Raw genomic sequence first — 7,624 nt, 5'->3', positions numbered from 1 at the left:
ATTTTCCGATGCTGGCCGGGCGCCGGTCGCTGAACCTGGCCAACGCGGCGGCGGTCGCGATCTATGAGGCCTGGCGCCAGCACGGATTCAGCGAGGCGCGCTAGCCGGGCGCTACCAACTGTTCCAGTGCGTCACGGTCTCGGCCGGCAACCGCTTGGCCGGCCGGAAATCGGTGCCCTTGGTGTAGGCGATCGGAAACAGTCCGCCCTGGCTGTATTCGTCGTGGGGGATTCCGAGTACTTCGGCGGCCTGCTTCTCGCCGCCGCCGATCAGGTGCAGCGTCGTCCAGCACGAGCCGAGCCCGCGCGAGCGCAGCGCGAGGCAGAAACTCCAGACCGCCGGGAACAGCGACGCCCAGAACGACGCGCCGAGCGTCGGGTCCTCGTCCACCCGGCCCTGCAGGCACGGGATCATGAGCACCGGCGCCTCGTGCATGTGCTCGGCCAGATACATCGCCGAGTCCCTGACCAACGGCATCCGCTCGGCGCGGATGTCGCCCTGGGGGTACTGCGGATTGTGCTGACGCAGGTAGTGCTCGGCGTTGCGCAGGTAGATGTCGCCGATCGCCTTTTTCTTGTCAGTGTCGGTGATGAAGATCCATTGCCAACCCTGGGCATTGGAGCCGGTGGGCGCCTGCAATGCCAGCTCGAGGCATTCCATCAGCACCTCACGGGGCACCGGCTTGTCGAGGTCGAGGCGTTTACGCACCGACCGGGTAGTGGTGAGGACTTCGTCGACGGACAGATCAAGGGTCATGTCCGCAGACTATCTCTTCGCCGCGAAAGTGCATTCCACGCAAGTAGACGCGTCGCAGTTGCACTTTCGCGGTGTCAGCGGAAGTCTCGAGACTTCGATCCGACCGCCAGCGTCAGCTCGGCCATTCGATCGGCCACGACGGTGACTGCACCGCTGGCGTTTTGGACCTGACCGCGGATTAACAGCGCCGACGCCGTCTGCGCCAGCTTGCGGTGCCGCGCCCACACCCCGGGCGTGCAGAGCACGTTGACCATCCCGGTCTCGTCCTCGAGGTTGAGAAACGTCACCCCGCGGGCCGTGGCCGGCCGCTGTCGATGCGTCACCGTCCCGGCGATCAGTACCCGATCGCCGTCGGGTACGGCTGACAACTTCTCGGCGGGCAGCACCCCCATCGCCTGCAGATCCGATCGCAAGAACTGGATAGGGTAGCTGTCGCAGGAGATTCCGGTGGCCCACACATCGGCGGCGGCCAGCTCCAGCTCACTCATCCCCGGCAACACCGGGATGTGCGACGACGAACCCACCCCCGGCAAGCGGTCAGGGCGCCCGGTGACGGCCGCGCCGGCCGCCCACAGCGCCTCCCGGCGGGAGAGCCGGAAGCAGCCCATCGCCCCGGCGGTGGCCAACGCTTCGGCCTGAGGCACCGAAAGCTGAACCCGCGAAGCCAAATCCAGCAACGAAACGAACGGACCGTGCGCATTCCGTTCGGCCACCAGCCTCTCGGCCAGCTCATCACCGATGTGACGAACACTGCCCAGGCCGAGACGCACCTCGGTGCCGGCGTTCTCGACCGTGGCGTACGCCAGGCTGGCGTTGACGTCGGGCCCGTGCACCTTCACGCCATGCCGGCGAGCGTCAGCCACCAACGACTGCGGGGAATAGAAACCCATCGGCTGGGCACGCAGCAGCGCCGCGCAGAACACCGCCGGATGGTGCAGCTTGAACCACGCCGAGTAGAACACCAGCGACGCGAAGCTCAGCGCGTGGCTCTCCGGAAAACCGAAATTAGCGAAGGCCTCGAGTTTTTCATACACCCGATCGATCACTTCGTCGGGCGCGCCGTGCAGTTGGCGCATACCACGGTAGAATCGGTCACGCAGCCGCCGCATCCGCTCGGCGGAGCGTTTGGACCCCATGGCGCGCCGCAACTGGTCGGCCTCGGCAGCGGAGAATCCGGCACAGTCAACTGCCAGCTGCATCAACTGTTCCTGAAATAGCGGCACTCCCAGAGTTTTCCGCAGTGCCGGCTGCATCGAAGGATGGTCATAGACGACCGGGTCGATGCCGTTACGCCGCCGGATGTACGGGTGGACCGAGCCACCCTGGATGGGCCCCGGACGGATCAGCGCTACCTCCACCACGAGGTCGTAGAACACCCGCGGCCGCAAGCGCGGCAACGTCGCCATCTGTGCGCGCGACTCCACCTGGAATACCCCGACCGAGTCGGCGCGCGCCAGCATCTCGTACACCGCCGGTTCGGACAGGTCGAGGCGGGCCAGGTCCACCTCGATGCCTTTGTGCTCGGCCACCAGGTCGATGGCATAGTGCAGTGCCGAGAGCATACCCAGACCGAGCAGGTCGAACTTCACTAAACCAATTGCTGCACAGTCGTCTTTGTCCCACTGCAACACGCTTCGGTTGACCATGCGGGCCCATTCCACCGGGCACACGTCGGCGATCGGGCGATCGCAGATCACCATGCCGCCGGAGTGGATACCCAGGTGCCGCGGCAGGTTGGCGATCTGGTTGGCCAGCTTGAGTACGTGCCCGGGGATGCCTTGAATTTCAGGGCCGTCCGACGGCAGTTCGTTCCAGCGGCTGATCTGCTTGCTCCACGCATCCTGCTGGCCTTGCGAGAAACCCAGGGCACGGGCCATGTCGCGGACCGCGATCCGACTCCGGTAGGTGACGACATTGGCGACCTGGGCCGCGTAGTCGCGGCCGTATTTGTCGTAGACGTACTGGATGACCTTTTCCCGCTGATCCGATTCGATGTCGATGTCGATGTCAGGCGGCCCATCGCGTTCCGGGCACAAAAACCGCTCGAACAGCAGCTCGTTGGCCACCGGGTCGACGGGGGTGACCCCGAGGGTATAGCAGACAGCGGAGTTGGCCGCCGATCCCCTGCCCTGACACAGGATGTTGTTTTCCCGACAGAACCGGGTGATATCGTGGACCACCAGAAAATATCCTGAGAATTTCAGCTGGGCAATGACTTCCAGCTCATGATCGATCTGCGCGTAGGCTGCTGCGGCCCGTTCGGGTGGGCCGTAGCGATCTCGAGCACCGGCCATCGTCAGCTCGCGCAGCCAGCTGTCTTCGGTATGACCGGCCGGTACGTCGAACGGCGGCAGCTGCGGGGCGACGAGTCCCAGTTCGAAGGCGCACTGCTCACCGAGTTCGGCCGCGGCCGCTACCGCTTGGGGACACCAGGCGAATTGGCGGGCCATCTCCTCCCCGGACCGCAGATGCGAGCCGCCCAGCGGGGCCAGCCAGCCGGCCACCTCGTCCAGACAGCGCCGGGACCGTATCGCACCCATTGCCATCGCCAGCCGGGCACGGGACGGCTCGGCGAAATGCGCGCCGGTGGTGGCGACCACATCCAGGCCGAATCGGTTTGCTAATTGCACCAATACGGCATTGCGTTCGTCGTCGAGCGGGTCACCGTGATGGGTGATTTCGACGCTGACCCGGTCGGTCCCGAACCGGTCCACCAGGTCGGCCAGAGCTCCTGCGGCGGCCTCTGGTCCACCTTCGGAAAGCGCTTGACGCACATGGGCTTTACGGCATCCGGTCAGGATATGCCAATGGCCGCCGGCCGCGTCGGTCAGCGCATCGAAGTCGAACCGCGGCTTGCCTTTTTCACCTCCGGCTAAATGAGCGGCGGCCAGCTGGCGCGACAACCGGCGATAGCCTTCCGGACCGCGGGCCAGCACCAGCAGGTGCGGTCCGGGCGGATCGGGCTGGTCGGTGCGGGCTCCGGGCGCAAAAGACAGCTCGGCGCCGAACACGGTAGCCATGTCCAGTTCCGCGGCGGCTTCGGCGAACCGCACCGCGCCGTAAAGACCGTTGTGGTCGGTCAGCGCGATCGCCCGCAAACCCAGCCGTGCCGCCTCCTCGACCAGTTCCTCGGGGGTGCTGGCCCCGTCGAGGAAGCTGAACGCCGAATGCGCGTGCAACTCGGCGTAGGCGACCGACGACCGCGTCCGCCCGGTGTCGCCCGGCGGCGGGGAGGCCCGGCGCCGGCGCGACCGGGGGCCGGTGTCTACCGGGCCAACCGGGTCTACCGGGTCGGCGGCGACCGCCGCGCCGGGGCGCGGCGGTCTACCGTCGAGCACCCGCTCTATCTCAGCCCAGCTTGGCGGTCCGTTGCCCCAGCCCACCCTTCGAAGTTTATCGAACTTGTGTTCGAATAGCGACCGGGGGCGAGTCGAGGCGCAACTGACAGAGATTGTTCACACGATTTAATCTCACCGCCACCTGCCGCCCACTTTCCTGGCGGAATACTCGGTCGCAAGACCCAACGCCACCGACAGCAGGAGGTGATCCGTGGATCAACTCACGGTGCTCGACGCGGGTTTCCTGATGGCCGAGGATTCGGATCGGCACGTGAGCCTGGCGATCGGCGCGGTCGCCATCATCAACGGCGCGGCTCCCGATTATCGAGCACTCACAACGGTTTTGGCAGAAAGGATTCGGAAGATACCACGGTGCACCCAGGTGCTGCGCACTCAGCCTTTCGATGTGGGCGCACCGAAATGGGTCGACGATCCCGGATTCGACGTCGCCCGGCACGTACGCCGGGTGGCTCTCCCCCGGCCCGGCGGCGACGCCGAATTGTTTCACGTAGTCGCTGACGCGCTGGAACGCCGCCTGGACCGGGACCGCCCGCTGTGGGAATGCTGGGTCATCGAAGGCCTCCGGGGTAACCGTTGGGCGATCTTGATGAAGATCCACCACTGCATGGCCGACGGAATCTCGGCGACCCGAATGCTTGCCCGGCTCTGCGACGAGATCGGCGAGGATGTGTTCGCCTGCCGGGCCCCCAAGCCGATGCGCAGCGTTCGGCCGCACCGGCACCTGCGGCCGGTACCGCAATCCGCACCCGCGCGCGGCCCGTTGCACGAGCTGTGGCGCGCGGCCGGCACTGTCACCGATGCCGCCGCCCGAACGCTCGGGGGTGCCGCCGAGCTCGTTGCCGGCTTACTCCGGCCCGCCGGCGTCTCGTCGCTGGTCGGACCGGTCAGCACGTCGCGTCGCTATCACGCGGTAACCGTGTCGTTCGCCGCCGTCGAACAGGTGTGCCACAAGTTCGGCGTCACCGTCAACGATGTCGCGTTGACCGCGATCACCGAGGGTTTCCGCTCGGTTCTGCTGCACCGCGGTGACCAACCTCGCCCGGACTCACTCCGCACGCTGGTGCCGGTCTCGGTTCGCTCGCCCGATACGGTCGACCAGCCCGGTAACCGCATCTCGGTGCTGCTGCCGTATCTGCCCGTCGACGTCGACGATCCGATCGACCAGTTGCAGGTGGTGCACAGCCGGTTGACCCGCACCAAACGCAGCGGCCAGCGCCAGGCCGGCAGTGTCGTCACGTCCGCAGCCAGCTACCTGCCCTACGTGCTGTCCTCGTTCGCGATTCGGTTACTGACCCGGCTGCCGCAACGCGGCATCGTGACGCTGGCGACCAACGTGCAAGGACCATCCCGGCCGCTTCGGATGATGAACCGCCAGGTGGCGCGGCTGTTGCCGATCCCGCCGATCGCTTTGCAGCTGCGGACCGGCATCGCGATACTGAGCTACGCCGACGATCTGGTGTTCGGAATCACCGCCGATTACGGCGCGGTGCCCGACGTGGAGCAGCTGGCCGCCGGCATCCAACGAGCCGTGGCGCGGCTGGAAGCGCTGAGCCAAGACTCGGTGCTGCTGTTCGCCAAGTAAACCCGTGCCTGCCGGCTCGCGCCAGCGTCAGCCGCGTGTTCGCTGCGCGAAGACGAACATGTTCGGCATGATGTCGTGGGCCTCGTCGGCGCGCCCGTAGCGGGCCAGCCACTCGTGCAGCGTCGACGTCGACGCGTCCCAGCCGTGTGCGGCGAGCCAGTCGCCGACATCGGTGCGCTCCTGCGGATACCACAGTTCCTCGACATCGACGACGTCGGCGTTGACGAGCCGAGCGGCCGCTGACCGCAGGCGCCGCATCCGATCGCGTTGGCGGGCCAACCGGTGGGGCTCCAGCGCCTCGGCGCCGACCGCATTGGTGGCCAACCGGCTGCCCACGGCACTATGCGCGTGGATACGCTCGAACAACGAATCCTGGTCGGCCGGGGTCAGATAACGCAGCAAGCCCTCGGCCGACCAGCCGGTGGGTTCGGCCGGGTCGAAACCGGCGTCGCGCAGCGCCCGTGGCCAATCGTGCCGCAGGTCCACCGGCACGGACACCAGCCTGGTCGCCGGATGCGCACCGTGACGCCGCAGCGTTGCCTGCTTGAAGTCCAACACCTGGGGCTGGTCGACCTCGAACACGGTGATCCCGTCCGGCCACGGCAGTCGCCAGACCCGCGAATCCAGACCCGAGGCCAGGATCACCATCTGCGCGATGCCGGCTCGGGCAGCGGCCAGGAAAAACTCGTCGAAGAACACCGTCCGCACGGCCATGAAATCCACCATTGCCCGCACCAGCGCCGCCACCTCCGGATCGACGCCGTCCAGCAACGCCGGGTCGGCGAACAGACTCCAGATGCCCTCGCCGGCCGCATCGACAAACATCCGCGCGAACGGGTCCCGGATCAGCGGATCAGCACTGTCGGTTTCCACCGCCCGCGCCGCGGCGACTTCCAGTGCCGTCGCTCCCACACTTTCGGTGATGTCCCAGGTGTCGTGATCGGTTCTCGGCATCGGCTCACGCGTTCCCTTCGGATCGGATGCAGGTGTAATAGCGACTCTCGGCCAACGGCGACCGATCTCGGCGCGGGGAAAGATCGTGGTTCTGCAACAACCGACTCAGCGGTGTCATGACCGACTGCCAGCCACGGTGACCGAGATAGGCTCCGACGTCGTTGCGTTCACCGTCGTACACCAGCTCCGACGGTACGACGCTGAACCCGTCGTCGCCCCACCGTTGCAAAACAGGTGCCAAGATCTCACGCGTCAGCGGGACGAAGATCTCGGTGGCCAGCCGGGTTCCGGCGGTGCTCAACGCGGTGATGTCGTCCAGCAACCGATCTTGGGCAACCGGCGGCAAAAACGGCAGCAGGCCTTCGGCTATCCACGCGATGGGCCGGCCGGGATCCAGCCCGGCACGACGCAGCGCTGTGGGCCAATCCTGCCGCAGGTCGACGGGCACGAACCGCAGGGCGGCGGTCGGCTGCACGTTCAACCGTTCCAGGACGGCGGTCTTGAATTCGAGGACCGCCGGCTGGTCGATCTCGAACACCGTGGTCCCCGCCGGCCAAGCCATCCGATAGCTGCGCGCGTCGAGGCCGGAGGCCAAAATCACCGTCTGACGGATCCCTGCCGCTGCCGCATCCTGGAGAAACTCATCGAAGTACCGGGTACGCACCGCCATGAGATCGACAAACCACTGCAGCACCCGGCGGCTGCCGTCATCGGTGAGATCGAGTGTGCCGTCGGCCCAACGGGTGTAAAAGTCCACTCCGACCGCTCGGACGAGCGGTTCGGCGAACGCATCATGGATCAGGGGATCGTCGGTGTTGCTGGCCGCGGCCCGCGCCGCAGCCACCATCGTCGCAGTGGCTCCTACACTCGTCGCCAAGTCCCAGGTGTCGTTTTCTTGGCGATACATTCCCATACAGTCTGACACGAAAATAACGGTGACCACAAGCTGGTGAGGGCAGGTAGGGGTGACCCG

The 7,624-nt window shown here is 66.5% G+C and carries 5 protein-coding genes and 1 pseudogene; 2 read left to right on the top strand and 4 right to left on the bottom strand.

Translation table 11 applies throughout. The features are described from left to right. Nucleotides 1-104, top strand: a pseudogene (locus F6Q13_RS06160) (tRNA (uridine(34)/cytosine(34)/5-carboxymethylaminomethyluridine(34)-2'-O)-methyltransferase TrmL); the annotation flags it as partial. A gap of 7 nt (nucleotides 105-111) precedes the next feature. Here the strand turns inward: F6Q13_RS06160 and F6Q13_RS06155 are convergent. Together F6Q13_RS06155 and F6Q13_RS06150 are read right to left on the bottom strand one after the other, a co-directional pair. Then, the gene (locus tag F6Q13_RS06155) at nucleotides 112-756 is read right to left on the bottom strand and encodes a nitroreductase family protein (RefSeq protein ID WP_293053929.1); all 645 of its coding nucleotides are present in this window, start codon (nucleotides 754-756) and stop codon (nucleotides 112-114) included. Nucleotides 757-830: 74 nt separating this feature from the next. Beyond that, nucleotides 831-4,139, bottom strand: a complete 3,309-nt coding sequence (locus F6Q13_RS06150; protein ID WP_293053927.1) for an error-prone DNA polymerase — start codon at nucleotides 4,137-4,139, stop codon at nucleotides 831-833. Nucleotides 4,140-4,305: 166 nt separating this feature from the next. Between F6Q13_RS06150 and F6Q13_RS06145 the strand changes: the two genes are divergently transcribed. After that, nucleotides 4,306-5,697: a wax ester/triacylglycerol synthase family O-acyltransferase gene (locus F6Q13_RS06145; protein ID WP_293053924.1), complete on the top strand. Its 1,392-nt coding sequence runs from the start codon at nucleotides 4,306-4,308 to the stop codon at nucleotides 5,695-5,697. A gap of 27 nt (nucleotides 5,698-5,724) precedes the next feature. On the opposite strand, the gene F6Q13_RS06140 is transcribed toward F6Q13_RS06145, so the two are convergent. After that, nucleotides 5,725-6,651, bottom strand: coding sequence for a class I SAM-dependent methyltransferase (locus F6Q13_RS06140; RefSeq protein ID WP_293053921.1), 927 nt, complete (start codon nucleotides 6,649-6,651; stop codon nucleotides 5,725-5,727). Nucleotides 6,652-6,655: 4 nt separating this feature from the next. Beyond that, a complete protein-coding gene (locus F6Q13_RS06135) occupies nucleotides 6,656-7,558 on the bottom strand; it encodes an SAM-dependent methyltransferase (RefSeq protein ID WP_293054036.1) in 903 nt (300 codons plus the stop codon). Nucleotides 7,559-7,624: the final 66 nt, after the last annotated feature.

Source organism: Mycobacterium sp. (assembly GCF_008709575.1).
Taxonomy (GTDB): domain Bacteria; phylum Actinomycetota; class Actinomycetes; order Mycobacteriales; family Mycobacteriaceae; genus Mycobacterium.
The sequence above is the reverse complement of the archived record's forward strand: the minus strand, read 5'-3'. Positions and strand labels throughout refer to the sequence as shown.